Below are 26548 nucleotides of genomic sequence, written 5' to 3'. Positions count from 1 at the left end.
AAGGAGAACGGCGGGATCGGCTGGCACCGTGGTTGGTGTGCGGCACTCGATCAGCCGGCGTCGGCCCAGGACCACCTGACGATGCTCGGATTCCTGCAGCAGCTCGGCGGACAGCTCGGCGGGTGGTTCTACGTCATCGCCGGCGGTCTCGCCGCTGCCGAGGCCGCGGTCATGCTCGGGCTGGTTCTTCCCGGCGAGACGGCCTTGGTGGTGGCCGGATTCGCCGCCCACCAGGGCTGGATCGCCTTGTGGCCGATGGTGGCGGTCGCGATCGGCTCGGCGGCCCTCGGCGACAGCGTGGGCTATGAGGTCGGGCGCCGGCTCGGACCGAGCCTGCGATCGTCCCGGCTGGGTCGCCGGGTCGGCGACGATCGATGGCGGCGTACCGATGACTTCCTCCGGCGGCACGGCGGACGGGCCGTGCTGCTCGGCCGATTCACCGCCGGCCTGCGAGCGCTGACGCCGGGCATGGCCGGCATGGCACGGATGCCGTACCTGCGCACGTTCCTGCCGTGGAATGTGGCCGGCGCCGTGGTCTGGGGCGCGGGCTGCGTACTGCTCGGCTACGCCTTCTCCGCCTCGCTGACGACGCTGGACCACGCTCTCACCTTTGTGCCCCTCGTGCTGATCGCTGTGGCCGCGGCCGTCTTCGTCCTTCTCCGCATCCGAAAGAGGCACCGGGTCCGTTGAACACCGTGATTTACAGCCAGCCGGTACGGCGAATGGCCGCTCACCGTGACGACTTCCGGCCGTTCCGCGGACATCGTGGGACGGACGGAAGGGAAGAACCGCCGGCAATGGTCGAAAGGGATTGATCGTGGCAACCGTATCGATGCTCAGGGCAACGGTGTTCAAGCCGGCCCGGATCCTGCGGCGCTTGACCGCGATCGTGCGCCGGCCGGTGGTGATGTCGACGCTCCTGCTCTCCGTGACAGGGTATGGGATCGCTCCCCACGTGGAGCTCGACTGCTATCCGCTGAGTGTGGCGGCCCTGGTGCAGGGACATCACGTTCCGGTCCGGACCGAGTCCCCGGCAACCCGGGCAGCGGAGAGGCTGGACAACGCGTCGCCCGCTGACCGCACCCGGGTGGAGGCGACGCTGGCTTCGGCCGCTTCCGTGGACCGGCCGTATCTCGTCCAGGCGTGGGCGGCCGGGCACAGCGCCGACGACATCGCCACGTTCGCGCGGCTGATCCGAGGCAAGAAACCCGGATGGCTGCATACCCACCTGAGCCTGATCGATCCGGACTGGACCGGCTCGGCGACGTACCGATCCTCTCCGGTGGAGCAGACCGACGACACGACCTGCGGATCGATGACGGTCCTGGTGGCGCGGGCGATGACGGATCCGCTGTACGCGCTGTACCTCACGACCGGCGACAGCACCGACCGTGCGGATGCGAGCGCGTCCCACTTCCAGGCGCGGCTGACCGCGGAGGAACATCGCATCCACGACGCGACCAACCGCTTCTGGCCGCAGCGGCTGGGCTCGACACCGGTCGGACTGAGCAGCGAGCTGAACCGGCACGCCGACGCGCTGGGAGCCCGGTACGAGCCGCGATTGGTCGTGGGGGCCGGTGGCACGTCGGCCCTCCGGGACGCAGTCGATGCCGCTGGCAACGATCAGCCGGTACCTGTACTGATCGGCAACCGGATTCCACGGCACTACATCCTGCTGATCGGCCTGGACGGTCCCGACCTTCTCGTCTACGAACCCGGTTACGCGACGGTGGACCGGATCAGCGCGCAGAGCTTCCTCGACGGCAAGCTCGATCTGATCGGATTCCACCACATCTACTCGGTGGTCACACCGCACACAGAAGGTATGTGAGAGGAGTACACAATGGCGAAGCTGGCATTCATCGGTCTCGGTCTGATGGGCACACCCATGGCCACTCGGCTGCTCGAGGCCGGTCATGACGTGACCGTGTGGAACAGGACCGCTGCGAAGACCAAACCGCTGACCGACCACGGCGCTACTGCCGCATCGACGCCGATGGAGGCGATCGCGGGTGTCGATGCCGCGATCACCATGGTGACCAACGCGGACGCGCTCGAGCAGGTCGTGTTCGGCGAGAACGGCGTGGCCGCGGCGCTGGCACCAGGGCAGTTGCTCATCGACATGTCGACGGTGGGTCCGGACGCGGTGCGCTCGGTCGCATCCCGCCTTCCGGACGGCGTCGCCATGGTCGACGCACCCGTGCGGGGCAGCGTTCCCCAGGCCACTACGGGCCGGCTGGCCATCTACGTCGGCGCGGATCCTTCCGACTTCCAGCGCGTGGAGCCGATCCTCACGCCACTCGGCACGCTGCACCACGTCGGCGGGCTGGGAGCGGGCGCGGCCACCAAGGTCGTCGTGAACTCCACGCTCGGCGCGGCCATCGCCGCCTTCGGCGAAGCCCTTGCCCTCGGTGACGACTTCGGGCTGGAGCGTTCCGTCGTACTCGACGTACTGAGTGACACCCCGATCGCGGGCACCGTCGAGGCCAAACGCGCCAACGTCGAATCCGGCACCTACCCTGCCAACTTCAAGCTCAGCCTGGCTCTCAAGGATCTCAACCTGGTCATCGAGATCGCCGAGCAGAACGGCCGGCGGCTCGAGGTGGCGGCGGCGTCCCGTGACTGGCTCGAGGAGGCCGCCGTGGCCGGCGCGGGCGACCTCGACTATTCGGCGGTGATCCCCACGATCACCTCGGACGGGGGACGACGTCCGAGGTGATCACAGCCGCGAAGAGCAGCATCGATGCGGACGCTCAGCCGTTGCCGGTCACGGCGGCGACCTCGGCCGGGGTCAGCTTGATCGACGCGGCCGCGATGTTGTCCTCCAGGTGTGACACCGATCCGGTGCCCGGGATCGGCAGCATGGCCGGCGACCGGGCCAGCAGCCAGGCGAGCACGATCTGCCGGGGCTGAACCTCGTAGCGCTGGGCCAGTTCCTGCACGGGCCGGTTGTCGTCGAGGTCCTGGATCGGCGCCCACGGCAGGAACACCAGTTGCTCCTGCTCGCAGAGGTCGGCCAGCGACTCCGACCGGCGGTCGTCGACGTTGTAGCGGTTCTGGATCGACGCGATCGGGGTCAGCCGCTGTGCGCGCCGCAGTTCGTCCTCGGTGACGTTCGACAGCCCGATGTGCCGGATCTTGCCCTGTTCCTTGAGGGTGACGAGGGCGCCGATCGAGTCCTCCAGCGGCACGTCCGGGTCAGGCCGGTGGAACTGGTACAGCGGAATCTGTTCGAGCTTGAGCCGGCGCAGGCTGCCCTCGCAGACCTCGATCAGGTGCTCCGGCCGGCCGTCGGCAGGCCACTGTCCCGGACCAGGGCGCACGAGGCCGCCCTTGGTCGCGATCACCAGGTCGTCCGGGTACGGGTAAAGGGTCTCGCCGATGAGTTCCTCGCTGACGTGCGGCCCGTAGGAGTCGGCGGTGTCGATGAAGTTCACACCGAGCTCGACCGCCCGGCGCAGTACCGACTTCGCCTCGTCGCGGTCGGCGGGCGGACCCCAGATGCCGGCTCCGGTGATCCGCATGGCACCGAAGCCGAGGCGGTTGACGGTGAGGTCGCCCCCGACATCGATCGTTCCGGCAACTCCGGCGTTCCCGGGAGTCGAATCTGACATGGATCATCACTCCTTTGTTCGATGGTGCAGGACGAGGTCGACGATGGCTATCAGCAAGGCCACGACCATGAGCCCGGTGGCGCTCAACAGCGCCGCGGACACCGCCGCCGGATAGTCGTGGCCGGAGCTCATCAGGACGCGGTAGAAGATCGTCGCCAGTACGGCGGTGCCGATCGCCGAGCCGATCCGTTGAGCGGTCTGCAGGGCACCACCTGCCGCGCCGGCCATCCGTACGGGGACGTTCTGCAGGGACAGCGTGATGTTGGGGGAGGTGACCATGCCGCCGCCGAGTCCCGCGATCAGTAACGGTCCGGCGGTCGCCCATTGCGCGGTGTCGCCACCGACGTGCCGCAGCAGGAGCGCGGTCGTCACCAGCCCGGCAATCGTCGCGGTCAGACCCGCCACGGTCAGCACCCGACCGAATCTCGAGACCAGGCGTCCGGCGATCGCCGCGGACACCGCGACCCCGATCGCGAACGGAGTCACTGCCAAGCCGGAGCGCAGCGGCGAGTATCCGAACCCGTCCTGGTAGAACAGTGCGAGCACGAGCCAGATGCCGGTGAAGCCGATGAAGTAGACCAGGCCGATGATCGAGCCGGCGGCGAAGCCCGGGGTATGCGCCAGCCGTGGGTCGAGCACTGGCTCGCGGCCCCGGCGTACGGTGCGTAACTCCCACCAGGCGAAGACGGTGAGCAGCAGTACGGCGACCACGAACAGCCACCAATCGTGACGCAGACCGTTGCCCTCGGCTTCCACCGCCGGAAGCAGCAGGCAGAGTATGCCCGCGCCGACCAGCAGTGAACCGATCAGGTCCAGATCGGGCTTGCGGCGTTCGCCTCCCGAACGAGCCGGGACCCACCGTGCGGCGAGCAGCAGGGTGATCAGGCCGATCGGTACGTTGACGTAGAACACCCAGCGCCAAGCATCCGGCCCGCCGATCAGCGTGATGATCAGCCCGCCGACCACCGGGCCGGTCGCCGTGGCCAGTCCGACCGTGGCACCGAGGAGGCCGAACGCCTTGCCCCGCTCGGCTCCCTGGAAGAGTTCCTGGATCAAGCCGGAGTTCTGCGGCACCAGCATGCCGCCGGTGACCCCTTGCAGCAGCCGTGCGGCGATCAGCAGACCAATGGTCGGTGCCGCCCCGGTGAGAGCGCTGGTCACCACGAACGCTGCCAGGGCGATCATGAACATCCGGCGCCGGCCCAGCGCGTCGCCGAGCCGACCGGCCGGTACGAGCGCCAGCCCGAAGCTGAGCGCGTACCCGGACACCACCCACTGCGCGGTTCCGGACGAGACACCGAGCCCTCGTTCGATGGACGGCAGCGCCACGTTGACGATGCTGACGTCGAGCAGTGCCATGAAGGCGGCGAGCTGAGTGACCGCCAACGTCCGCCAGCGCAGCGGATGGCCGGTCGCGGCCATCGCGTCCACGGCGCTCATTCGGTCGGCTGCCGATAGGGGATGCCGTACGGCGCGAACACCTCGTGCAGCAGGCGGTCGCTCTCCTCGTCGTACCGCACTGTGTAGACCTCGGCCTGGCGGAGTTGCTGGATGGTCAGCGCGACGCCCGACGTGGACGCCACGTGCAGCTCGACCGACCGGTGGATCGCCAGGGCGGACGGCATCACGGACCCCTGGCGCTGGGACTGCCAGATCTTCAGCCAGACCGGCCGTGTCGTTGCCTCAGACGTCATCCCTGACCGCCCCTCGGGCGACGGCAATCTGATGAAGTGCCGAGCTGAACGCCAACCCGGCGCGAGGTTTCGGTCCGTTTGTCCACGGAGACCAGGATTGGCCTTCGGATGGCTCGCGGGCATCGCCGCCAGCGGCAATTCGGAGTGCTGGCCAAGAGGGGGTCCGCATCCCTGCTAGCTGGTGGCCTGGCTACCTTCCTTCCCGGCAAAGGGCTACCGTCGCCTTGTGAACGCGCCGGACTCTGGAGCCGACGCGGATCGTGCCCCAGACCCGCGGACAGGTCCTGATCCGCAAAGTCCGGCGCGGTTGCGTCAGCTTGCCGAGGAGCAGGCCGCGCTGCGCCGGGTCGCCACGCTTGTCGCCGGAGGCGCGCGGCCGGACGAGGTGTTCACCGCGGTCGCGGACGAATTGGCCCACTTGGTCGGTGCCGAAGCGACGTTCGTCTCCCGGGTCGATCATCGGCGTGTGGTGGGCAGCGAGCCTGAGGCGTACGTGACCATCGTGGGATCGTTCGGCCGGGTCAGCGACGCCGTACCCGTCGGGTTTCAGGCCGGCCTGGACTCCAGGACGGTCAGCGCGGAGGCTCTCCGCACCGGGCGGCCGGCGCGGATCAGCGGCGAGCGGCTTGCCAGCGGTCCGTTCGCTGAGATCGTCCGCAGGCTTCGCCTGCAAGCCGCGGTGGCGTCGCCCATCACGGTCGCAGGGCGCCAGTGGGGCGTGATCGTCGCGGCGACCACGCAGCGGGATCTCCCGACCGGTACCGAGATACGTGTCGGCCATTTCATGGAGCTTGCTGCGACGGCGATCGCCAACGCTCAGGCCGAGCAGCGGCTGCGCGACCTGGTCGAGACGCAGGCGGCATTGCGCCGCCTGGCCATGCTGGTCGCGCGGGGGGAACCGCCCGAAGTCCTGTTCGCGGCCGTGACCAGGGAGGTCCTGCGGCATTTCGGTCATGACACGGCCAGAATGATCAGGTTCGAGCTCGACGGAACCGCGACGGTCGTCGCCAACGAGGGCACAGCGGGTCCTCATGTGCGGGTCGGTGAGCGCTGGGAAGGTTATCCGCCGAACGGACTGACCGCGACCCTGCTACGCACCGGCCTGCCGGCCAGGATCGATGACTACCGCGCCATCGAGGGTGGCGAGCCCTACGTCCGCGAGGGACTGCTCGCCGCGGTCGCGATGCCGGTCCACGTCCACGGCCGGGTGTGGGGGATGATCGCCGTCGGGTCGGCGAGCGGGCCACTGCCGCCCCACACCGAGCAGCGCATGACGGAGTTCACCGACCTGGTCGCGACAGCCGTCGCGAATGCCCAGAGCCGGGCCGAGCTGATGTCGTCCCGCGCGCGGATCGTCGCCGCGTCGGACGAGGCCCGCCGGCGGATCGAGCGCGACCTCCACGACGGCGCGCAGCAACGGCTGGTCGCGCTGGCCCTCAGGCTGCGTTCGGCAGTGGCGTCCAGCGAAACCCGGGGCGTCGGTCCCGAGATCGCGGAGGTAGCCGAGGAGATCATGGACGTGATCGACGACCTGCGGGAGATCTCCCGCGGCATCCACCCGGCGATCCTGACCGAGTCGGGACTGCGCCCCGCACTGCGTGCGCTCGCGCGGCGTTCGGCCGTCCCGGCGACGGTCGACGTACGGGTCGACGGCCGGCTCCCCGAGCCGGTCGAGGTCGGCGTGTACTACGTGGTCTCGGAGATGCTCACCAACGCTGCGAAACATGCGCGCGCCTCGGTTGTCGAGGTGGACGTCGAGGCGTCCGGGGGCAGACTCCGGGTGCACGTGCGCGACGACGGCATCGGCGGGGCCGACTCCCGTCGGGGCTCGGGCCTGGTTGGGCTGAAGGACCGGATCGAGGCGCTCGGCGGGACCTTCGACGTACACAGCCCACCTGATCAGGGCACGTCGGTGACCTGCGACCTTCCCGTTCCCGCCGCGAGCCGGCCCGACGAGTAGATCGCCCAGCGGCCCACCTGGACTGGTGACACAATCGAACGGGTCGGCGGTCCGCTGCGGATGTGTCCGTCGGCAGGTGGTGAGGGAACCGATGTGATGGCACCGACCCGACTGAATCTGCCCGGCCCGCGCTGGTTGCGTGGGTTGCTGCTCGGCGTGGCTCTGGTAGCGGCGGTCACGGGCGTCGTCGCGCTGCTGAAGCAGTACGTGCCCGTGCTGAGTCTGCTGGTCCTGTACCTGCTCGCCGTGCTGCCGATTGCCGTGGTGTGGGGAGCGCGCTGGGCGGCGATCACCTCGGTTGTCAGCGTCGCGGCCTTCGCGTTTCTGCTGCCACCTGAAGGTTCGGTCTTGATCGCCGACTCCCGGAACGTGGTGGCGCTCGGCGTGTTCCTGGTGACGGCGGTAGTGGTGGCCGAGCTGGCCGCGCGGTCACGGCGGGCGGCAATGAGGTCGGAGCGCCTGATCACCGCTCAGTCCGCGTTGCGGCGGATCGCGACGCTGGTCGCGGAGTCGGATGCGCCGAAGGTGGTCTTCGAGGCGGTCACCCGGGAGGTGGGGCTCTTGTTCGGAGCCGACCTGGCCCGGATGGAGCGCTACGAGGCGGACGGGACCGTGATCGGCGTCGCCGCCTGGAGCAGGGTGCCGGTCCAACTCACCGTCGGTACGCGGTTCAACCTGGACGGGCTGAGTGTGGCCCGCGATGTCGGGAGGACCGGCGAGCCGGTCCGGCTCGACAGCTTCGAGGGTGCCACGGGAGAGATCGCGGGGGAGGCGCGTGCGCTCGGCATCCGCTCGTCGGTCGGCTGTCCGATCGTGGTCGCCGGGCAGGTGTGGGGGGTGATCGCCGCCTCGAAGAAGAGCGATGAACCGTTCCCGGCGAACACGGAGTCACAGATCGCCCGCTTCACCGAGCTGGTGGCCACCGCCATCGAGAACACCGAAGCACGTGCCGAGTTGCACCGCATGGCTGACGAACAGGCCGCGCTGCGGCGGGTGGCGACACTGGCCGCCCGCGGGGGTGCACCCGACCTGGTGTTCGCCGCGGTGGCGCAGGAGCTCGGCCAGCTGACGGACGCGGACATCACCGGGATCTTCCGGTTCGAGCCGGACGGAACGGCCACACTGATGGGAAGCCGTGGGATGGGCGAGGGCGAGCTGCGGATAGGTGACCGCTGGAGGCCGGAATCACCTTCGGCGATCGCGTCAGTGCAGGCGACCGGTCAGTCCGCTCGGTACGACGTGGACGACACACAGCGGCAGCGCCTACCGCCGTTCCTCCGCGACTGGGGTATCAAGTCGGCGGTCGCCAGTCCGATCCTCGTCGAGCGCCGCTGCTGGGGTGGCATCAGCATCGCGTCGCGACGTGGCCCCTTTCCCCTGGCCACCGAGCAGCGGATGGTCGAGTTCACCGAGATCGTCGCCACCGCCATCGCGAACGCGGAGAGCCAGGCGCAGCTCAGGGCGTCCCGCGCGCGGGTGATCGCTGCCGGAGACGACATGCGGCGCCGGCTGGAGCGGGACCTGCACGATGGAGCGCAGCAACGGCTGGTGTCGCTCGCGCTCGAACTACGCCTCGCGCAGGCCGCGGTCCCTGGCTATCTGCCGCAGCTCCGGGCCGGGATCGGCCAGGCCGCCGCCGACCTCACCGAGGTGGTCGACGAGTTGCGCGAGATAGCCCGTGGCATTCATCCTGCCATCCTGGCCGAGGGTGGCCTCGGTCCGGCGTTGCGGACTCTGGCCCGCCGCGCGGCCGCCCCGGTCGACGTGAACGTCGGGACCCGGTCCCGGTATCCGCCACCGATCGAGGTGGCGACGTACTACGTCGTGTCCGAGGCACTCACCAACATGGCCAAGCACGCTGACGCGTCGCGCGCGGAAGTCTCCCTCGAGGAGCAGGCCGGCGCGCTGCGGCTGCGTGTCCGGGACGACGGCGCCGGCGGCGCCGAGCCGCGCGGCGGATCGGGGCTGGTCGGCTTGCGCGACAGGGTGGAGGCTCTCGGCGGGTCGATCGACGTCGTCAGCCCGGTAGGACACGGCACGGTGATCGACGTCTCGCTTCCGCTCGAGCGACCGGGCGACACGGCACCACAAGACCGACCGCCGGAACCCGGCTGACCGACCGCTCACAACCCTCGGAGCTCGAGGATGGCGGCATGTGCGGCGTCCGCGGTCAGCCGTCGCGCAGCCTCCTTGGTGAGCAGCCCCGCGATCACCGGGCCCAGTCGGCCGGCGCGTGACGATGGCCTCGGAGCGGCTTCGACAACGGCGGTCAGCGTCGCCATGACGTCGGTCTTGGCGAAAGGTGGTCGGCCCTCGACAACGGCGTACAGTGTCGCGCCGAGCGAGAAGAGGTCAGACTCCGGTGCCGGCTTGTCGCCACGGAGTTGCTCGGCGGAGATGAACGCGGGGCTACCTTCGAGAGCCCCACGGGGAGCGTCGAGTTCCTCGTCCGCCATGCAGGCGATGCCGAAGTCGGTCAGCACCACTCGGTCGTCGTCACACAGTTGCACGTTGGCGGGTTTGACATCGCGATGGACGACGCCCGCCCGGTGTACGGCCTTCAGCGTGTCGAGCAGTCGCAACGCGAGGTCGGTCACCCGGTCGATCGACAGCGGCCCCTCGCGCGCGAGCGTCTGTGCCAGCGTTCGGCCTGACAGCGGTTCCATCACGATCCAGGGGAGGCCGTTGTCTCGTACGACGTCATGCACGCGGACCACTCCGCCATGGTTGACCCGCGCGGCCGTGCGGGCCTCGTTGAGCGCGCGCGTCCGGGCCGCCCGATTCTCGTCCTCCGACTGGGCGCCGACGGTGAGGTATTGCTTGAGGGCAACCGGTCGGCGCAGTAGCTCGTCCTCGGCCAGCCAGACCCGTCCCATGCCGCCCCGCCCCAGCAGCGACTGGAGCCGGTAGCGACCTGCGACAAGTCGTCCGGACGAGGACTTTGCCGACCGACGGAGCTGGCCGGAAGTTCCAATGGCCGGTCCGACCGGCACCGTGTTCTCCGTCAGGCTCGCAAGGCGACGGGCCGGGCTGATACCTGCGTCTCGGTTCGGAAGTTCAGCGAGAGCCGTCATATGGCCAACCGTGCGCGCATCCAGGCGTCATGTCGTCCCGGCGGACGGCAATCGCCCGTACCCGCTGGCAGGACCTGTACCTGATAGCAGCAACTCCGCGCTGGGTGTCAGCCGCAATCCTGCTCCGACTGGCGAACCCGGCTGCCGAATCGGCCGTACAAAGGGTATCGAAAGCTCAACAGATCAAGGAGAAACCTCGCATGAGGCGCCTCCGGCTATTGATTCGACCCGTGCGGCTTCGCAGGCGCCTTGGAGGAATCGCAGATGGCACGATCGCCCGCGACAACCGGGTCCGGGAGAACGGCGGCGGAACCACACCGCCGCGGGGAGCCGGCCGACGCGCTGATCCGCGTGCTCTATGCGGAGCACGGTCCCAGCGTGCTCAGGTACGCCACCCGGCTGACGGGCGATCATGCCGCGGCCGAGGACATCGTCCAGGAAACCCTGCTCCGCGCCTGGAAACATGCGGCCGGCCTCGTCGAGGGCACGGGCTCGATCCGAGCCTGGCTCCTGAAGGTGGCGCGGAACATCGTCACCGATCGGGCCCGGGCCCGAGCCGTCCGTCCAGTAGAGGTCGCGGAGGTGGATGAGCGCAGCTCGGTCGGCAGAGATCATTCCGACTCGGTGGTGAACACCCTGCTGATCCTCGAGGCGCTGGACCAGGTGTCGGCCGAACACCGCGAGGTCCTCGAGGAGCTGTACTACCAAGGACGAACTGTCGCGGAGACCGCCCGGGAGCTCGGCGTACCGCCTGGCACGGTGAAGTCCAGGTCGTACTACGCCTTGCGCGCGGTCCGCGCCGCAATCGGCGGACGAGAAGCGCTGTTCGGACCAGAGCTGGGCGGATGAGTCAGCACGACCACTGGTTACTGGTGCTGAAGCCGTTCCTGCCAGCAGGTAGGTCCAGTTTCTCGCCAGCAGGACCGTGGGTTGGGGGCTGACGTCGACGGCAACACCGTGCTTCCGCGCGATGCTCTGATGGTGACATCACTCCGCTACCGCCAGGAGCTGAAGGACCGCTTCGAAGCCGAGGTCCTTCCGCTTCGTCCTCGTCTGTACGGCGCTGCCGTGCGGCTGACGGGGAATCCCACTGACGCGGAGGACTTGCTGCAGGAGACGTACCTTCGCGCGTACCGAGGCTTCTCCGGGTTCCAGCCCGGGACGAACCTGATCGGATGGCTGTTCCGGATCCTTCGCAACACCTTCTTCAACACCTACCGCAAGCGGCTGCTCGAACCTCGGACAGTGCCCGAGGATTCCTGGTACCAGAGCGGCAAGGGCTTCCGGCCCACCGTCGAGGCTTCCGCCGAGAGCATCGTCATCGACGCGATCCCCACCCAGCGGCTCCAGGAGGCGCTGACCGCCCTGCCCGAGCGTTATCGGCGGGTGGTCCTCCTGTTCGACGTGGAGGGGTTCAGCTACAAGGAGATCGCCGGAATCGTCGACGTTCCCCTCGGAACCGTGATGTCGCGGCTACACCGCGGCCGAAAGTCCTTGCGGGATCAGCTTCGGCCTCCCGCGCCGAGTCCTGCCAACCTCGAAGCCCTGGACGGCGTACGCCAAACACAGCACGCGTGAACGATGATGATCAGCACACGGACGCGAGACGAGCGATCGTCAGACTGCGTTGGTCAGCCGGCGACGGCTGTCGCTTCGGCGGCCTGCAGGATGAGTTGGGTGGCGGCCTGGGGCTGGGACACGAACGAGACGTGCGAGGCCGCGACCTCCACGATCGTGGCGTTGGCGCGTTCGGCCATGAACCGCTGCAGTTCCGGCGGGATGGCCTTGTCGTCGGTGCCGAGCAGATACCAGCACGGCAGGGTGTTCCAGGCCGGCGGGGCCGACGGCGTGGCTGCGAACGCCGCGGCCGCGTAGGGCCGTTGTGCCGCGGCCATCACGGCGGCCGTCGCGGGATCGACGTCGGCGGCGAAGGCTTCTCGGAAGGCCTCGGGGGCCAGGTAGAGGTCGGCGCCCTCGCTCCCATCAGGGTTGGTGAACGGAACGGGCCGGATCGAGGGCCCCACCAGGCTGCCTTCGAACCTTTCGAGGAGCTGCTGCTGGCTCTCGCCGACGTCGCACATCCAGCCGTTGAGGTAGACGAGCGCCTTGACCTGCTCGTTGCCGATGGCGGCGGTGGAGATCACATTGCCGCCGTAGGAGTGGCCGACGAGCACGATCGGACCGCTCAGGGTCCGCAGGAAGTCGGCCAGTAGGCGGCGTCGCTGGCGAGATCGCGAAGCAGGTTGCCGAACCCGATGGCCGAATACCCGCGGTCTTGCAGCGCACGGATTTCGGCGTCAAAGCCGGTCGCGTCGGCCCACGCACCGTGGACCAGGACGATCGTCGGGGTCTCAGCAGCCATTCTCACCAGAGCTCCAATGCTGACGGATTGTCTATCCCGCGACTGTAGACCTGTGAGAGCTACCGGAGGACAAGGCAATCAAACGCATCGGTACGTCGCAGTCACCTTTGCGCGCCGACGTACAAGCGGCCCGGCCGAGGCTGATCAGATGTTGGATATCTCTTGTCTGGGTGGTGGGCGCCGGAGGAGGCGATCGCGACGGTGAAGTCACCAGGCCTTCAGGTGGTCAGGCGCGTTTCGACTGAGCCGGCGGCGGGCAGTACCGTCAGGAGGCCGTCTGCGAAGGTTCGCCGCCAGTTGATGTAGTCGTGCCCGCCGGTGAATTCGGCGTATGTCACCGGATATCCGCGCTCCTGCAAGGTGTCACGCATCCGGCGATTGATCGACAGCTGATCCGGAACGCCGTCGTCGTACACCTGGGTCTCGCGGTTGCCGACGTCGAGATAGAACCGCAGCGGCTTGCGTGGTTCCTTCGCGTACTCGCGAATCAGCCATCCTGGTTCACCCTCCTGGGGTTTCGGCCACCAGAAGCTTCCGGACTGGGAGATGACCGCACCGAAGACCTCCGGAGCGCGCAGCGCGAGGTACGCCGCGGTGAGCCCGCCCAGCGACGAACCGGCGATGACGCAGTCGTCAGGGTTGTCACTGAGGCGCCAGCGACGTCGCGCCCATGGCATCAACTCACGGGTGACGAAGTCGGCCATGGCCTGGTTCGGGCTGAGCTCCTCGAGCCGCCGGGTGGCGACCTGACCGACGAACAGAGCGACCACCGGTGGGATCCTGCCCGCGGCGATCAAGTTGTCGAGTGTGGTGTGCATGCGCAGGGTTGTGCGGCCGAGATAGCCGTCGAACACCACCAGCGTCGCCAGGCCCTCGGTCGAGGTTCCCGGCGGGCAGTACACCGAGAGATGCCGGGTCGTCCCCATCGCCTCACTCTCGAGTGACTCCTCGGTGATCGAACCGCAGGGAACGTCAGGGCGAGGCGTCGACCAGGTCTCCGGCTGTGCCGCCGGCAGCTCCAAGGTGGACAGCCAACTGTCCCAGTCCGTCTCATCGGCAGGATCGCGCGGGACTGGAACGGCCGCGGGTTGGCGGCGTCGATGTGGGACGGTCCCGCGCCGTCGGCGTCGTGCGGGGTGGAGTCGGCATCGCCGTGCCGGATGTAGTAGATGGTGCGCAGATCGGCGGGCAGCTCCTGCGTTCCGTACCACAGGTCTGTCTGCTCGAAGCGCTCCAGAGGGAGGTTGAGCTCCCAACCGATCGTCGTCGACTCGGCATCTCCGCGCCAGACGAACGTGACCAGGACGCGGTCCTCATCCAGCGGCTCGACGATCGGCGTACCCGAGGCGGTGACGTCGTTCCAGAAGGCTTCGACTGCAGCGGGTCCAGCGGCCCGGAAGGCGTCGTACAGGCGGTTGATCCGTGGGCTGACCGGCATCAAGGTCCTTTCGTCAGTCGTTCAACTCGGCGAGAAGTCGATTCTGGACTAGGACGCCGACACGGTCGAGCGATCGCGGCCCGTCCTGAACAAGCTTCGGCTGTGTCGACGCTGTGGAAGTAGCACCCATCGCGGCGGACGCCGAAGGTGATCATGGGCCCCGTCGTTGAGTGAAAGGCCTTACTGGCAAGAGATTCGCCAACTGCGGCGTGCATGTAGGTTCCCATCATTGACGATCTTCTCGCGCTGATTCAGGTCGGCAGCCCCTCGGCTTCTAAGCCATGGAACTGTCCGCCGCCTCAGGCCTCACTCTCGCCATCTACATCCCCGAACCGGACACGCCCTCCGACCAAGCTTTTCAACTGCTCGCCAGTCGGGCCGCGACGACGCACGAAGCAACGCACCCCATCGACCAGCGCCCCAGCTGAGCACGCTGGAGCCCGGCCTGCGCGGCCACCGGATCGCAGGTAAGCCGGCGTACATGTACACCAACCCGTCAGAGCGGATCGGGTTTGAGCAAGCGCGGGCAGTCGGCTGGACCGAGGATCTCCAGACGAGCGTGATCGAACTGCTTCGTAGTCGCCGCGCTCGGCATGCGCTTTATGACCGTGTGAGGCGCAGTACTCGGGCGGAGGGTTCGGGGGTGTTGGCAGTGATGGTGAGGGTGTCGTCGGTCCAGGTGTAGGTCCAGGCGGTGTCCTCGGTGGGGAAGTGGGGATCGATCCTCGACCGGGGGAGGGAAAGGGTCACGGTGGATGGGCCTGGGGTGCGGTGCCAGACGGTCAGGTAGGAGATGTCTGGGCCGTTGAGGGACAGGGCGATCCAGTCATCGGTCCAGGTCGGGAGTCCGAGCGGCCAGGCGGGGACGAGCGTGTCGAGATCGTCGAGGATGGCGCGATGCGCGGCCAGGGCGGATCGGATCAGGTCGAGCTCGGTCGGCGTCATGCGGTTCAGGTGGCCGGACAGGTAGAGGCGGCCGGGGATGCCGTTGACGAGCGCGAAGGTGAACTCCTCGCGGGTGCTGCCGCTGATCGGGTAAGCCCAGTGGCCGGCTTGTTCGGGGAGTACGGCGGCCGGCGCGGCTGCGGTGATCGGTGCGTAGAGCAACGGATCTTCCTGGTCCGAGGTCGATTGCAGGTGCAGCCGGGCCAACATCGCGTAGTCCATCCGCATCGCGCCCGAGGCACAGTTCTCGATCAGCAGGTCGGGGTGGCGCGTCTGGAGATCGTCCAGCCAGCGGAGAAGTGCTCGTTGGTGTTCGAGCAGTCCGTGGCCGAGCGACGTACCGCCCTTGTCGGTGCCGGGACCCGTCATCGTGTTGTTGTCGAACTTGAAGAAGCCGATGCCGAACTCGCGGACCAGCCGGTCGACGGTCTGATCGAGGTGCGCCCGGGCGGCGGTGCTGCGCAGGTCGAGCAGATAGCGGCCGGATTCGGCGACCCGGACGCCGCGCCGGGTGAGGAACGCGTCGTCGGGTAGTTCGTGGGCAATCGGTGAGCGAACGCCGATCACCTCGGGTTCGAGCCAGAGGCCGGGAACCATGCCGTGGGAGTGGATACGGTCGATCACCTCGGCCAGCCCGTTCGGGAAGCGGGTGGCCGACGGCTGCCAGGCTCCAACGGTGTTCCACCAGTCGCCATCGGCGTACCAACCGGCGTCGATGCAGAAGTAGTCCGCCCCGACCTCGGCCGCGGCATCGATGAGGGGGAGCAGCTTCTCCGTCGTCGGGTCGCCCAGCAGGGTGTTCATGTAGTCGTTGAAGACGACCGGCGCCCGGTCGTCGACAGGGCGCCGGTGACGTATCGCGCGACGTTGCCGGGTCAGGGCAGCGAACACACTATCCCGGTCCGTTCCGGCGACGAGCGAGACGGGCACTGTGCTGAATGGCGTGTCGGCGGTGAGCTCGACACTCCATTGGTGCTCCTGGTCGGTCGGACCGCTCAGCAGCAGGTAGCCGCCGTCCCGGCTTTCGCCGATCTCGTAGTGCCACGGTCCGTTGTGCTCGATCTGCCACCCGAGGGCGTACGGCGTGCTCCGATCGATGAGAACGCCGACGGGCAAGTGCTCGCCGGTCGACCATGACCCGGCGTTCGTCACCGGATGCCGGCTTCTGGCGACATGGTGATGGGCGTCGCTGACAATGTCGGCCAGCGTCTCGGAGCGCAGTGATCGGACTGACCAGCGGTTCTCCGCCATCCAGCTGTTGGCGGCGGAGTGCAGCTCGGCATCGACCGATGGGAGGCCGACGACCAGGGACGACAGGAAGGTGAGCTCGAGCGTGCCCGGGCCTGCTATCGAGGCTTCGGACCAAGCACGTACGCCGGCCCGCGCCTCGAACACGCTGGTGACGCGCAGACCCGTACTGGGATCGTCCTGGATGATGCGCAACGTCGCCCCGGTCTCCTCGTGGCGGACGTAGCGCAACTGTTGCCCGAGGGTGGTGTCGACATGCCGATTGGTGCTCGGCGAGAGTCCGTGTCCGGTGGCGGACACCTCGACCAACGGCTGGCTGGGAACCAGATCCTCGCTGTCCGGCCGAGAGGCTTCGCGTACGCCGATCAGTCGCACCGGACCGTCGTCGAGAGCGAAGGTCAGGGTCAACTCAGGGCTGCTCCAGTGCAGGAGATTCATCCACAGCTCTCGTCTCGTCGTCGGTTCCGCGGCGGGTCTCGAGGAGGTAGTCCTCGACCGTGAACAAGTGGGCGGCCATGCGGATCCTGGCCCGGTCGGGGTCGTGCGCCGTCAGCGCGGCGAGGATCGAGAGGTGTTCCGCGTGGGCCGTCTCGTCGGCGCCGGGCTCGGTGATCGATCGGCGCAGCCGGTCGCGCATCGTCCGTCCACCCAGCGCGTTGATCAGCGCTGCCAGAACCGGATTGTCAGCCGCGTCCGCGATGATGCGGTGAAAGGCGATGTCGTTCTCGATCACCGTCTCGTGATTAGGCTCCTCGAGCCTCAGTTCGGCCTCGTTGTGACGCAACAGCTCGACAGCGGCCTCGAGCTCTGCCGGCGCTATCTGTTGCGCTGCCAGGGCCGCGGCCTCCATCTCGAGGACCCGGCGTACTGCATGCAGGTGATGCGTTCCGCTGCCGTCCTGCAGGTCGACGACGAATCCGATCGGGGCGAGCAGCATCGACGGATCCAGCTTGGTGACGTAGGTACCGTCACCTTGCCGGGTCTCGAGAACTCCCATCATCGACAGCGCGCGGACCCCTTCGCGCAGCGGATTCCTGGAGACCCCCAGTACCGCGGCGAGGTCCTTCTCGACGGGAAGCCGGTCGCCCGACCGGAGCTGGCCGTCGATGATCATCTGCCGGATGCCCTCGATGACGACGTCGGTCTGCGAGACGCCAGGTGTGCGAGATCTCTCGGCCAGCTTGCCGGGGGTCATGGAAGCGGGTCCTGTTCCGCGCGTGCGGACCAGTAGGTGCCGTCCGGAAACCGGTAGGTCTGAAGTGACTCTCTGTGCATCTCGGCACTGTAACCGGGGGCGGTCGGAAGTACGTACGCTCCGGCCCGGACCACGCAGGGGTCGACGAAGTGTTCGTGCAGGTGGTCGACGTACTCGGTGACGCGGCGCTCGAGACTGCCCGACACGGCGATGTAGTCGAAGACCGCGAGATGCTGGACGAGTTCGCACAGACCGACACCACCCGCGTGCGGGCAGACCGGTACGTCGAACCAGGCGGCCAGGAGGTAGACCGCGAGTACTTCGTTGACGCTGCCGAGGCGGGCGGCGTCGAGCTGGCAGTAGTCGATGGCGCCGGCCTGGAACATCTGCTTGAACAGCACCCGGTTCATACCGTGCTCGCCGGTGGCGACGCCGATGGGTGCCACGGCCTTGCGGATCGCGGCATGACCGAGGATGTCGTCGGGACTGGTGGGCTCCTCGATCCACAGCGGGTCGAACTCGGCCAGCGCCTTGACCCATTCGATCGCCTCCGGGACGTCCCATACCTGGTTGGCATCGATCATCAGGTGACCGTCCGGACCGAGCACCTCACGGGCGATGCCGCAGCGCCGGATGTCGTCCTCCAGGTCGGCGCCGACCTTGAGCTTGACGTGTTTGTAGCCTGAGGCAACGGCTTCTTCGCAGAGCCTGCGCAGCTTGGCGTCGGAGTATCCGAGCCATCCGGCGGAGGTCGTGTAGCACGGGTAGCCGGATGCCTCGAGCTGCTCGGTTCGTTGCTTTCGGCCCGCTTCTTTCCCGGCCAGCAGGGTGATGGCCTGATCGGGCGTCAGGACGTCGCTCAGGTAGCGCAGGTCCGCGACCTCGACGAGTTCCTCGGGTGACATCTCCGACAGCAGTCGCCACAGTGGTACGCCGGCCCGTCGCGCGGCGAGGTCCCAGACCGCATTCATCACGGCGGCCAACGCGAGATGGACGACACCCTTGTCCGGGCCGAGCCACCGCAGTTGGCTGTCCGACTGCAGCTCCCGGTAGATGCCGCCGAGGTCGCCGCAGAGTTCGTCGACGTCACGACCGACCAGCGGCTGGGCGCGTTGCCCGGCCGCCGCGACGCACAGGTCGTTGCCCCGTCCGATGGTGAAGGTGAAGCCGTGTCCGGACAGGTCCGGAGCGTCGGTGTGCAGGAGCACGTATGCCGCTGAGTAGTCGCCGTCCTTGTTCATCGCGTCCGAACCGTCGAGGGTCAGCGACGTCGGGAAGCGGACGTCGACAACCTCCACAGAGGTGATGCGTGGCATGGCGGCCCCTCATGTCCGTCCCACAGAGATGGGATCTTTCTTCCTCTTCGATGGCGTTCAGTATGGACCAATCGCGGCTACAGCGCTACGATCCCGGCAATTCGTGGGATTAATACCTCGTCACGTCGACGGAGGACTGCAGTATGGGCAACCTGGTGAGCTCGGACCGGTCCGGCGTGCAGCGCTTGTACTACGACCGGCCCGCCGGAACGTGGTTGGAGGCGCTGCCGCTCGGCAACGGCCGGATCGGCGCGATGTGTTTCGGGGGTGTCGGCAGCGACCGGATCGGGCTGAACGACGAGACGCTGTGGTCGGGCGGTCCGGAGACCGCGCGGATGTTGTCGACTCCGCTCGGTGCGACCGGCGCCGAGGCGGTGCAGACTCTGCGCGACGCGTTGAGGGCCGGCGACATCCGCCGGGCGCACGAGTTGGCCGGCGGTTTTCACTCCGGCTACTGCCAGGCCTACCTGCCATTGGGTGACCTCCTCCTGGAGGTTCGTGTCGATGGCACAACGCCTGCCGCCGGCGAAGTCGCGCAGTACCGGCGGGAGCTCGATCTCGACGCCGCGACCGCAACGGCGGAGTTCGAGGTCGGCGGAGTGGTGGTGCGGCAGGAGGCCTTCGTCAGTGCGCCGGACTGTGTCCTGGTTGTGCGAATGACGGCGTCCGAGCCGGTACTGGCGCTGACGTGCCGGTTGACATCGCAACTGCAGTCGCGAGCACACGCAGTCGAGGACGGGCTCGGATTGTTGCTGCAGGCTCCGGCCGATGTCGCTCCTCCGCATCGCGATGTTCCGGAGCCGATTCGGTACTCCGAGGGCGTGGATCGCGGCATGGCAGCGGCCATCGCGCTGCGCGCGTCGAGTGACGGGGAGATCCGCGCCGTCGAAGCCGAGCTCACGGTCGAGGACGCCACCGAAGTCACCCTGATCCTCTCCACCGGCACCGGGTACGCCGGGCCGTCGACCTCACCGACTCGATCGGCGGCGGAGTGCTGGGCCGCCGCGGATCAGACAGTGCTCGCGGCGCGCGATCGCACGTACGGCGAACTCGTGGCTGATCATCGCGAGGATCACCAGCGCCTGTACCGTCGTTCGTCGCTCGAACTGGCCGGACCGGCGGGGCAGGGCGAGCTGCCGACCGACCAGCGGGTCGCGGGCGCGGCCGACGCCGAGGACCCTGCGCTGGCTGCGCTGCTGTTCAACTACGGCCGCTACCTGATGATCGCGGGTTCGCGATCGGGTGGCCTGCCGACCAACCTGCAGGGGATCTGGAACGACATCCTGCGGCCGCCCTGGAGCAGCAACTACACGGTGAACATCAACACCGAGATGAACTACTGGCCGGCGGAGACGACCAACCTGTCGGAGTGTCACGAGCCGCTGCTCCGCTACATCGGTCAGCTCGCCCAGGCGGGACGGACGACGGCCGGCGAACGGTACGGCTGTGGTGGATGGACCGCGCACCACAACGCCGACGCATGGTGCTGGTCGTTCCCGGTCGAGGGTGATCCGCGGTGGTCGAACTGGCCGATGGCAGGTGCCTGGCTGGCCCGCCATCTGTGGGACCACTACGAGTTCACCGGCGATCTGGAGTTCCTCGGCGAGTCGTGGCGCGTGCTGCTCGGGGCCGCGGAGTTCTGCCTCGACTGGTTGGTGGAATTGCCCGACGGCACCCTCGGTACGGCGCCGTCGACGTCACCGGAGAACGACTACATCGCGGACGACGGACAGCCGGCATCGGTGACCTGGTCGGCGACCATGGACCTGGCGTTGATCTCGGACCTCTTCCGGCGGGTCGAGCAGGCGGCCGAGCTGCTCGATGTCGTCGATCCCCTTGTCGGTGAGCTGTCCACTGCCCGCAAGCGACTGCCCGAGCCACCGGTCGGTGCGCGGGGACAGCTGCAGGAGTGGGCAGCTGACCTGGTCGAAGAAGATCCCCATCACCGGCACATGTCGCACCTGGTCGGTCTGCATCCAGGCGATGCGATCACGCCGGACAGCACACCGGTCCTTGCGGCCGCCGCGGCACGGACGTTGGACCTGCGGGGCGACGAGGCCACGGGCTGGTCGCTGGCGTGGAAGATCAATCTGCGGGCACGTCTTCGTGATGCGGTAGCGGCGCACCGCCTGGTCCAGGCGTTCCTGAGGCCCGCGGACGACTCCGCGACGGGGCGACCTGGCAGCGGCGCGGGGGTCTACCCGAATCTGTTCTGTGCACATCCTCCCTTCCAGATCGACGGCAACTTCGGTGCGACGGCGGGCATCGCGGAGATGCTGCTGCACAGTCACAGCGGCGAGATCGAACTGCTGCCCGCTCTGCCCGCCGAATGGCCGAGCGGGCGGGTGACGGGTCTGCGGGCTCGTGGCGGGGTCACCGTCGACATCGCGTGGACGCCGCGGGGCGTCGAATCAGTCCTGACCGCCGATCGGGACCAGGAGCGGGTCGTACGCCACGGTGACGACCGGGTGCCGGTCCGGTTGAGCGCCGGAATCGGTCACCGCATGAGCTCGATCTGATCGCCGGCCCGGACGAGGAGACTTCATGGCAACCCTGACAACCATCCGGCCACCGGCCGGTGAGACACCAGCCCGGCCCAGGCGACGACGGGGACGGGAGCGTCCCGGTATCAAGGGGCTGCGCCGCAGCCTGCACCGGCACTGGACGCTGTACCTGCTGATGGTCGTGCCGCTGATCTGGTTCGTGGTGTTCAAGTACATCCCGATGTCGAACGCCGTCCTGGCGTTCAAGAGTTTCAACGTGATCAAGGGCATCTGGGGAAGCCCGTGGGTGGGCTGGCAGAACTTCGACCTGTTCTTCCACAACCCGGTGTTCTGGACCCTGGTGAAGAACACCTTCATCCTGTCGGTCTACACCGTCGCGGCGAGCTTTCCGATCGCGATCATCCTCGCGCTGGCACTGAACGAGATCCGCACCGGCGTGTTCAAGCGGACGGTGCAGATGGTGACGTACGCGCCGTACTTCATCTCCACGGTCGTGGTCGTGTCGATGACGATCCTGGTGTTGTCGCCGCGGTTGGGCATCGTCAACGAGGGGCTCGGGTTCTTCGGCGTTCCCGCGATCGACTTCCTCGGGAACCCGGACTATTTCCGGCACATCTATGTCTGGTCCGACGTGTGGCAGACCACCGGGTACTCCGCGGTGATCTACCTGGCCGCGTTGTCCGGCATCGATCCGGCGCTGCACGAGTCGGCCCGGATCGACGGTGCCAGCCGCTTGCAGCGGATTCGGCACGTGGATCTTCCGGGCATCATGCCGACGGCTGTGATCATCCTGGTGCTTGCCGTCGGCAACATCATGGCGATCGGCTTCGAGAAGGCGTTCCTGTTCCAGAACCCGCTGAACCTGAGCCAGTCCGAGATCATCGCCACCTATGTGTACAAGACGGGTCTGCTGAACGCGGACTTCAGCGGCGCCACCGCGGTCGGGCTGTTCAACTCGGTGATCAACCTGGTGCTGCTGCTGATGGTCAACACAATCGCCAAGCGGATCACCGGGAACGGACTGTGGTCATGAGCGCTCAGACTGAAGCGAGAACGCTGCCGAGCAAGAGAGGCGAGCGCCGTGCGGCGCGGGCACGCCGGATCCGCGAGCCGCGGACCGACCGGATCTTCCTGTTCTGCGTGTACCTGCTGCTGGCGGTGTTCTTCGCGGTCGTCCTGCTGCCGCTGCTGTACATCGTGGCCAGCTCGTTCAGCAGTCCGGCGGCGGTCTCGTCGGGGCGGGTGCTGTTCTGGCCGGTGGAGTTCTCGCTACGTGGCTACCACGCGGTGTTCCAGAACCCGCAGATCGTCCAGGGCTACCTGAACTCGTTGTTCTACACGGTCGTCGGCACGATCGTCAGCGTCACGATGACGATTGCGATCGCCTACCCGATGTCGCGGCGGTCGCTGGTCGGCCGGAACGTGGTGATGACGCTGATCCTGTTCACCATGTTGTTCACCGGCGGCCTGATCCCGACGTACCTCGTGGTGCAGTCGGCCGGCCTGTTGGACACCCGGTGGGCGCTGATCATCCCGCAGGCGATCGGGGTCTGGCAGGTGATCATCGCCCGGACCTACTTCCGTACGGCGATCCCGGAAGAGCTGGTCGAGGCCGCGGAGCTGGACGGGTGCGGTGACCTGCGGTTCCTGTGGTCGGTGGTGATCCCGCTGGCCAAGCCGATGATCGCGGTCGTCGCGTTGATGTACGCGATCATGCAGTGGAACTCGTACTTCGACGCGCTGATCTATCTCAAGAACCCGGACCTGTTCCCGCTCCAGCTGGTCCTGCGCAACATCCTGATCCTCAACACCACCGGCGGTGGGGCCGTCGATGCATCCGTCATGCTGCAACGTCAGCAACTGGCCGATCTGCTCAAGTACTCGCTGATCGTGGTCGCCAGCGTCCCGGTGCTCCTGATCTATCCGTTCGTCGCGCGCTATTTCACCAAGGGAATCATGATCGGCGCCGTCAAGGGCTGATCCTCCGCATCACCTCGACCCCTGTGAGGGACCTAATGTCTGTACAGTTCACAAAGCGGAGGCGTGCCGCGATCGCCGGCCTGAGTCTCCTGGCACTCACGCTCGCCGCCTGTTCCGGTGGCGGCGGATCGGACGATCAGCAGGGTAAGCCGTTGCCCACGATCACCGGGAATCCTGCGGTCACCCTCGATGTGTTCGCGCCGCAGTCGGCCGACTGGAACCTGGCCACGAACGACTTCACGAAGGCTGTGAAGGAGAAGTTCAACCTCACCATCAAGTGGCAGAACACGACGTTCGACGGCGGCCCGGCCAAGGAGAAGCGGCAGATCTCGCTGGCCAGCGGTGACTATCCGGACCTGTATCTACTGATCCCTTGGGTCGACCAGTTCACCCAGACCGACCTGCTGAAGCTCTCGAACCAGGGTGTCGTCGTACCGCTGAACCAGTTGATCGATCAATACGCGCCGAACATCAAGAAGGCGCTGGACGACACGCCGGAGTGGAAGGCGATGGCGACCGCGCCGGACGGCAAGATCTACGGGATACCCCAGTGGGTCGACTGCTTCCACTGCACGTACCAGGACAAGCTGTGGATGAATTCGGCCTGGCTGAAGAAGCTCGGCCTGGAGCAGCCGAAGACCACCGAGGACATGCGCAAGGTCCTGCAGGCGTTCAAGACCCAGGACCCGAACGGCAACGGCAAGGCCGATGAGATCCCGCTCAGTGCTGACGTGCGGGACGTGCTGATCCCGTACTTCATGAACGCGTTCATCTACGACCCGCAGGGCACCAGCGGGAACAACAACTCGACGCTGGTACTGAACGACGGCAAGGTCGACATCCAGGCGAACAAGGATGGCTGGAAGGCCGGCCTGAAGTACCTGAACTCGCTCTACAAGGAAGGCCTGATCGACAAGGGCGCCTTCACCCAGAACCCGGACGCCCTGCAGCAGCAGGGCAATCACGCCGGAACGGTCGTCCTCGGCTCCGCGACCGTGCTGCACCCGGGCATCTTCGTCACGACCGGTTCGCCGGACGGACGGGACAAGCAGTACGACGCCGTACCGCCGCTGACCGGGCCGGACGGCGCGAACTTCACCGGCTACAACTTCCCGAGCGCGCCGGGTGCGACGTTCGTACTGACCAACAAGGCGACGCAGGAGGAGCAGATCCAGGCGATCAAGCTGCTCGACTACATCTTCACCGACCAGGGTCAGATCAACGGCCAGTTCGGCACCGAAGGCAAGACCTGGACCAAGCCGGCGACCGGCGATGTCGCGCTGGACAAGTCGCTGACGCCGATCTTCAAGCAGATCCCGCAAAAGGTCGGAAGCAAGCCGCCGAACTCGGGTTGGGGCGCGCTCGCGCAGTACAACAACACCGCCCACTTCCGGAACTCCGAGGCGATCGGCACCGACGTCTACTCGCAGGCAGGGTACGAGCGCCGGCTGTTCGACGCGACCAAGCTGTACGCCGGCCACGAGGACAAGGCCAAGATCTACCCGTACTGGAAGGTGTGGATCGATCCTACGCAGGCCAACGAGGTCGCGACGATGCAGACCAACATCGACAGCTACGTGCAGCAGAACGCACTCCAGTTCGTCACCGGTTCGAAGAACATCGACACCGACTGGGACGCCTACGTGAAGGGCCTCGACGGCCTCGGCCTCAAGCGCTACCTCGAGATCCAGCAAACCGCCTACGACAAGATGCCCAACAAGTAGGACGACCGTGGACCGGCCGGAGCACACCGGCCGGTCCACTCGCCACCACCGACGAGGAGCGATCAGTGCCGTTCGACGCAACCTTCGAGTCCCTGGCCACGTTCGAATGCCCGGACTGGTTCCGGGATGCGAAGCTCGGTATCTGGTCGCACTGGGGACCGCAGTCGGTGCCGCGGTACGGCGACTGGTACGCACGCAACATGTATCGGGAGGGCAGCGATCAGTACCGCTACCACCTGCGGACCTACGGGCACCCGTCGGAGTTCGGCTACAAGGACGTCGTACAGCTGTGGAAGGCCGAGAAGTTCGACCCACAGGACCTGATGGATCGGTTCGTCGCAGCTGGTGCCCGGTACTTCGTGGCGCAGGCTGTGCACCACGACAACTTCTTCAACTACGAGTCGGCCATCCACCGCTGGAACTCGATGAAGATGGGCCCGGGCAAAGACATTCTCGCGCTCTGGAAGGCTGCCGCGGACGACCGTGGGCTGCCGTTCGGCTTCACCGAACACCTCGGTGCGGCGCTCACTTGGATGGCGGTCAACAAGGGCAGCGACCGCCGCGGACCGTTCGACGGCGTGCCGTACGACGGAACTGATCCGGCCGGCCGGGACCTCTACCTCGACAACAGCCGCTATCTGCAAGACGTCGACGTGCCGGACCCGTGGTACAGCGACGATCCCGCGTGGCACCAGCACTGGCTCGAGGCCGTGACCGAGATGATCGACCGGTACCAGCCTGATCTGCTGTACTCCGACGGCCCGCTGCCCTTCGGCGAGGCGACGTACGCGCCTGGTCTCCGTGCGGTGTCGCATCTGTACAACACCAGTGCGCGGCTCCATGGCACGAACCGTGCGGTCTACCAGCAGAAGGACCGCCGGCCCGCGATCAGCGCGGTCGGCGTGATGGACATCGAACGGAGCCAGACCCCCGGTATCCACGAAAAGCCTTGGCAGACCGACACCTCGGTCGGTGACTGGTTCTACAACGTTCGCGATGTCTACAAGACCGCCGGCCATGTGATCGAGATTCTCGTCGACATCGTGTCGAAGAACGGCAACCTCCTGCTCAACGTCCCTCAACTGCCGGACGGCAGCCTCGACCTCGAATGCACGCAGCTCCTCGACGACCTGGGCGCCTGGATCAAGGTCTGCGGCGAGGGCATCTACGGCACAAGGCCCTTCCGGGTGTTCGGTGAAGGACCTTCGAGTGTGGTCATCGACGGTTTCACCGAAGACCGGGTGAGCTGGACGAGTTCCGACTACCGGTTCACCCGCCGCGAGAACACCGTTTACGCCTTCCAACTTGCCTGGCCGGCTGACGGGCGCGCTGTGATTCGCAGCTTCGCAGGCGAATCGGTGACCGGCGTACGTCTGCTCGGCCACGGCGCCGTACCCTTCGAGCACGCCCACGGCATCCTGGTCGTCCAGCTACCTGAGAAACCTCCGCTCGAGGTCGCGAACTGTCTCGCTGTCGATCTCCAGGCCGGCTGAC

22 protein-coding genes are annotated in these 26548 nt (G+C 67.3%); 12 read left to right on the top strand and 10 right to left on the bottom strand.

The features are described 5' to 3' along the window. The first annotated feature begins 81 nt into the window (after nucleotides 1-81). The 3 genes from OG876_RS02300 (at nucleotide 82) to OG876_RS02290 (ending at nucleotide 2719) form a co-directional block, all read left to right on the top strand. Nucleotides 82-690 carry a DedA family protein gene (locus OG876_RS02300; protein ID WP_328523045.1) on the top strand — a complete coding sequence of 203 codons (609 nt, stop codon included), beginning with the start codon at nucleotides 82-84 and terminating at the stop codon, nucleotides 688-690. Nucleotides 691-817: 127 nt separating this feature from the next. After that, the gene (locus tag OG876_RS02295; RefSeq protein ID WP_328523044.1) at nucleotides 818-1831 is read left to right on the top strand and encodes a hypothetical protein; all 1014 of its coding nucleotides are present in this window, start codon (nucleotides 818-820) and stop codon (nucleotides 1829-1831) included. A 12-nt stretch (nucleotides 1832-1843) separates the two neighbouring features. After that, nucleotides 1844-2719 carry an NAD(P)-dependent oxidoreductase gene (locus OG876_RS02290; RefSeq protein ID WP_328523043.1) on the top strand — a complete coding sequence of 292 codons (876 nt, stop codon included), beginning with the start codon at nucleotides 1844-1846 and terminating at the stop codon, nucleotides 2717-2719. A 34-nt stretch (nucleotides 2720-2753) separates the two neighbouring features. On the opposite strand, the gene OG876_RS02285 is transcribed toward OG876_RS02290, so the two are convergent. Genes OG876_RS02285 through OG876_RS02275 form a run of 3 tightly spaced genes read right to left on the bottom strand, consistent with a single transcriptional unit; the run spans nucleotide 2754 to nucleotide 5308 of the window. After that, nucleotides 2754-3614: an aldo/keto reductase gene (locus tag OG876_RS02285; protein WP_328523042.1), complete on the bottom strand. Its 861-nt coding sequence runs from the start codon at nucleotides 3612-3614 to the stop codon at nucleotides 2754-2756. Nucleotides 3615-3620: 6 nt separating this feature from the next. Beyond that, nucleotides 3621-5054, bottom strand: a complete 1434-nt coding sequence (locus OG876_RS02280) for an MFS transporter (protein WP_328523041.1) — start codon at nucleotides 5052-5054, stop codon at nucleotides 3621-3623. After that, nucleotides 5051-5308 (bottom strand): hypothetical protein, encoded by a 258-nt coding sequence (locus OG876_RS02275; protein WP_328523040.1) that lies wholly within the window; start codon nucleotides 5306-5308, stop codon nucleotides 5051-5053. Before OG876_RS02275 ends, OG876_RS02280 begins: the two co-directional genes overlap by 4 nt. A 307-nt stretch (nucleotides 5309-5615) precedes the next feature. Here OG876_RS02275 and OG876_RS02270 point away from each other — a divergent pair, with 307 nt between their 5' ends. Together OG876_RS02270 and OG876_RS02265 are read left to right on the top strand one after the other, a co-directional pair. Next, nucleotides 5616-7268: a sensor histidine kinase gene (locus OG876_RS02270; protein WP_328523039.1), complete on the top strand. Its 1653-nt coding sequence runs from the start codon at nucleotides 5616-5618 to the stop codon at nucleotides 7266-7268. 96 nt (nucleotides 7269-7364) lie between these two features. Beyond that, nucleotides 7365-9383: a sensor histidine kinase gene (locus OG876_RS02265; protein ID WP_328523038.1), complete on the top strand. Its 2019-nt coding sequence runs from the start codon at nucleotides 7365-7367 to the stop codon at nucleotides 9381-9383. 8 nt (nucleotides 9384-9391) lie between these two features. Here the strand turns inward: OG876_RS02265 and OG876_RS02260 are convergent, their stop codons facing one another. After that, nucleotides 9392-10342, bottom strand: coding sequence for a serine/threonine-protein kinase (locus OG876_RS02260; protein ID WP_442914090.1), 951 nt, complete (start codon nucleotides 10340-10342; stop codon nucleotides 9392-9394). A gap of 264 nt (nucleotides 10343-10606) precedes the next feature. Between OG876_RS02260 and OG876_RS02255 the strand changes: the two genes are divergently transcribed. Further along, nucleotides 10607-11191, top strand: a complete 585-nt coding sequence (locus OG876_RS02255) for a sigma-70 family RNA polymerase sigma factor (RefSeq protein ID WP_328523036.1) — start codon at nucleotides 10607-10609, stop codon at nucleotides 11189-11191. Nucleotides 11192-11272: 81 nt separating this feature from the next. Beyond that, nucleotides 11273-11920 (top strand): sigma-70 family RNA polymerase sigma factor, encoded by a 648-nt coding sequence (locus OG876_RS02250; RefSeq protein ID WP_328523035.1) that lies wholly within the window; start codon nucleotides 11273-11275, stop codon nucleotides 11918-11920. 53 nt (nucleotides 11921-11973) lie between these two features. On the opposite strand, the gene OG876_RS02245 is transcribed toward OG876_RS02250, so the two are convergent. The 6 genes from OG876_RS02245 to OG876_RS02220 form a co-directional block, all read right to left on the bottom strand. Continuing rightward, nucleotides 11974-12552, bottom strand: a complete 579-nt coding sequence (locus OG876_RS02245) for an alpha/beta fold hydrolase (protein WP_442914156.1) — start codon at nucleotides 12550-12552, stop codon at nucleotides 11974-11976. Beyond that, nucleotides 12528-12704, bottom strand: coding sequence for a hypothetical protein (locus OG876_RS02240; protein ID WP_328523034.1), 177 nt, complete (start codon nucleotides 12702-12704; stop codon nucleotides 12528-12530). Before OG876_RS02240 ends, OG876_RS02245 begins: the two co-directional genes overlap by 25 nt. 218 nt (nucleotides 12705-12922) lie before the next feature. Beyond that, on the bottom strand, nucleotides 12923-13630 hold the full coding sequence (locus tag OG876_RS02235) for an alpha/beta hydrolase (RefSeq protein WP_328523033.1): 708 nt from the start codon (nucleotides 13628-13630) through the stop codon (nucleotides 12923-12925). Nucleotides 13631-14742: 1112 nt separating this feature from the next. Then, complete coding sequence (locus tag OG876_RS02230) at nucleotides 14743-16773, bottom strand: glycoside hydrolase family 36 protein (protein ID WP_328523032.1); 2031 nt, start codon at nucleotides 16771-16773, stop codon at nucleotides 14743-14745. After that, the gene (locus tag OG876_RS02225; RefSeq protein WP_328523031.1) at nucleotides 16745-17530 is read right to left on the bottom strand and encodes a FadR/GntR family transcriptional regulator; all 786 of its coding nucleotides are present in this window, start codon (nucleotides 17528-17530) and stop codon (nucleotides 16745-16747) included. The genes OG876_RS02230 and OG876_RS02225 overlap by 29 nt, the downstream gene beginning before the upstream one ends. Next, complete coding sequence (locus OG876_RS02220) at nucleotides 17527-18846, bottom strand: L-fuconate dehydratase (RefSeq protein WP_328523030.1); 1320 nt, start codon at nucleotides 18844-18846, stop codon at nucleotides 17527-17529. The genes OG876_RS02225 and OG876_RS02220 overlap by 4 nt, the downstream gene beginning before the upstream one ends. Before the next feature lie 143 nt (nucleotides 18847-18989). Here OG876_RS02220 and OG876_RS02215 point away from each other — a divergent pair, with 143 nt between their 5' ends. From OG876_RS02215 to OG876_RS02195, 5 genes are all read left to right on the top strand, one after another. Next, on the top strand, nucleotides 18990-21365 hold the full coding sequence (locus OG876_RS02215; RefSeq protein WP_328523029.1) for a glycoside hydrolase family 95 protein: 2376 nt from the start codon (nucleotides 18990-18992) through the stop codon (nucleotides 21363-21365). A 25-nt stretch (nucleotides 21366-21390) separates the two neighbouring features. Further along, the gene (locus tag OG876_RS02210; RefSeq protein WP_328523028.1) at nucleotides 21391-22383 is read left to right on the top strand and encodes an ABC transporter permease; all 993 of its coding nucleotides are present in this window, start codon (nucleotides 21391-21393) and stop codon (nucleotides 22381-22383) included. Then, on the top strand, nucleotides 22380-23330 hold the full coding sequence (locus OG876_RS02205) for a carbohydrate ABC transporter permease (protein WP_328523027.1): 951 nt from the start codon (nucleotides 22380-22382) through the stop codon (nucleotides 23328-23330). Before OG876_RS02210 ends, OG876_RS02205 begins: the two co-directional genes overlap by 4 nt. Nucleotides 23331-23482: 152 nt before the next feature. Then, the gene (locus tag OG876_RS02200; protein ID WP_328523026.1) at nucleotides 23483-25054 is read left to right on the top strand and encodes an ABC transporter substrate-binding protein; all 1572 of its coding nucleotides are present in this window, start codon (nucleotides 23483-23485) and stop codon (nucleotides 25052-25054) included. Nucleotides 25055-25119: 65 nt separating this feature from the next. Further along, nucleotides 25120-26547 carry an alpha-L-fucosidase gene (locus OG876_RS02195; protein WP_328523025.1) on the top strand — a complete coding sequence of 476 codons (1428 nt, stop codon included), beginning with the start codon at nucleotides 25120-25122 and terminating at the stop codon, nucleotides 26545-26547. The last annotated feature ends 1 nt before the right edge of the window (nucleotide 26548 follow it).

This window comes from Kribbella sp. NBC_00359, assembly GCF_036097425.1.
In the GTDB taxonomy this organism is placed as follows: Bacteria; Actinomycetota; Actinomycetes; order Propionibacteriales; family Kribbellaceae; genus Kribbella.
Note: the sequence above shows the minus strand (reverse complement) of the source record. Positions and strands in the feature narration are given on the sequence as shown.

Bases quoted from the DNA above. Each gene is read 5' to 3' on its own strand.
- OG876_RS02215 (WP_328523029.1), top strand. From the start codon at position 18,990: ATGGGCAACCTGGTGAGCTCGGACCGGTCCGGCGTGCAGCGCTTGTAC.
- OG876_RS02290 (WP_328523043.1), top strand. From the start codon at position 1,844: ATGGCGAAGCTGGCATTCATCGGTCTCGGTCTGATGGGCACACCCATG.
- OG876_RS02285 (WP_328523042.1), bottom strand. From the start codon at position 3,614: ATGTCAGATTCGACTCCCGGGAACGCCGGAGTTGCCGGAACGATCGAT.
- OG876_RS02280 (WP_328523041.1), bottom strand. From the start codon at position 5,054: ATGAGCGCCGTGGACGCGATGGCCGCGACCGGCCATCCGCTGCGCTGG.
- OG876_RS02210 (WP_328523028.1), top strand. From the start codon at position 21,391: ATGGCAACCCTGACAACCATCCGGCCACCGGCCGGTGAGACACCAGCC.
- OG876_RS02240 (WP_328523034.1), bottom strand. From the start codon at position 12,704: ATGGCTGCTGAGACCCCGACGATCGTCCTGGTCCACGGTGCGTGGGCC.
- OG876_RS02275 (WP_328523040.1), bottom strand. From the start codon at position 5,308: ATGACGTCTGAGGCAACGACACGGCCGGTCTGGCTGAAGATCTGGCAG.
- OG876_RS02260 (WP_442914090.1), bottom strand. From the start codon at position 10,342: ATGACGGCTCTCGCTGAACTTCCGAACCGAGACGCAGGTATCAGCCCG.
- OG876_RS02205 (WP_328523027.1), top strand. From the start codon at position 22,380: ATGAGCGCTCAGACTGAAGCGAGAACGCTGCCGAGCAAGAGAGGCGAG.
- OG876_RS02220 (WP_328523030.1), bottom strand. From the start codon at position 18,846: ATGCCACGCATCACCTCTGTGGAGGTTGTCGACGTCCGCTTCCCGACG.
- OG876_RS02255 (WP_328523036.1), top strand. From the start codon at position 10,607: ATGGCACGATCGCCCGCGACAACCGGGTCCGGGAGAACGGCGGCGGAA.
- OG876_RS02265 (WP_328523038.1), top strand. From the start codon at position 7,365: ATGGCACCGACCCGACTGAATCTGCCCGGCCCGCGCTGGTTGCGTGGG.
- OG876_RS02235 (WP_328523033.1), bottom strand. From the start codon at position 13,630: ATGGGGACGACCCGGCATCTCTCGGTGTACTGCCCGCCGGGAACCTCG.
- OG876_RS02225 (WP_328523031.1), bottom strand. From the start codon at position 17,530: ATGACCCCCGGCAAGCTGGCCGAGAGATCTCGCACACCTGGCGTCTCG.
- OG876_RS02300 (WP_328523045.1), top strand. From the start codon at position 82: ATGCTCGGATTCCTGCAGCAGCTCGGCGGACAGCTCGGCGGGTGGTTC.
- OG876_RS02230 (WP_328523032.1), bottom strand. From the start codon at position 16,773: ATGAATCTCCTGCACTGGAGCAGCCCTGAGTTGACCCTGACCTTCGCT.